This window comes from Halomonas lysinitropha, assembly GCF_902500215.1.
Classification (GTDB): Bacteria; Pseudomonadota; Gammaproteobacteria; order Pseudomonadales; family Halomonadaceae; genus Halomonas; species Halomonas lysinitropha.
Genome location: NZ_CABVOU010000018.1, coordinates 1 through 297 on the forward strand (window position 1 = coordinate 1; position 297 = coordinate 297).

Consider the following 297-nt stretch of genomic DNA (forward strand, 5'->3'; position numbering starts at 1 on the left):
AGTACGCCGAGATCGACCACGTCGGTGAACTGTTGGACGACGATGCCTTCAACAACGACGTCAATAACCTGGGCCTGCCCGACGGCAGCATCCTGCTGACTGCCTCGGCCACCATCACGGACGGCGACGAGGACAGTGCCAGCGATGACGAGACCGTCGACATCAGCGACAGCTTCAGCTTCGACGATGATGTGCCGGCGGTGACTGTCACAGAGGACACGACGTTCGATGCACCGAGCCTGACCACCCAGGATGCTGACACCATCGGTGAGGATGACCCGGCCACGACGGAGGTGG

1 protein-coding gene is annotated in these 297 nt (G+C 62.0%); it reads left to right on the plus strand.

The genetic code is table 11. The features are described 5' to 3' along the window. Positions 1-297, plus strand: a 297-nt coding sequence (locus tag HALO32_RS17900; protein WP_225809684.1) for a hypothetical protein, incomplete at both ends; no start/stop codon positions are given.